1 protein-coding gene is annotated in these 296 nt (G+C 57.1%); it reads left to right on the top strand.

All coding sequences use genetic code 11. The annotated features are described in order from the left end of the window. On the top strand, positions 1–296 hold a 296-nt coding region (locus HBA93_RS20465; protein ID WP_286202099.1), incomplete at both ends, for an acyl-CoA dehydrogenase family protein.

Here is a 296-nt window from a genome sequence, read left to right as displayed (position 1 = left end):
CGCGCATGTTGCTGACCATGAAGGGTCTGACACAAACCTCGCGCTCGATCTGCTACGCGACTGCACAGGCACTCGATATGGCAAAGGCCGATCCTGCCAATGGCACATTCTGGGCAAACCGCGCCAGTCTGCTGACGCCGCTTGCTAAAGCCTTCTCTACCGATAGCGGTGTGGATGTCGCCTCTCTCGGCGTTCAGGTGCATGGCGGCATGGGCTATATCGAAGAAACCGGAGCTGCCCAGTTACTGCGCGATGCCCGTATTCTCCCGATTTATGAAGGTACCAACGGTATTCAG

This window comes from Ochrobactrum sp. SFR4 (assembly GCF_019730395.1).
Taxonomy (GTDB): Bacteria; Pseudomonadota; Alphaproteobacteria; order Rhizobiales; family Rhizobiaceae; genus Pseudochrobactrum.
The sequence above is the reverse complement of the archived record's forward strand: the minus strand, read 5'-3'. Positions and strand labels throughout refer to the sequence as shown.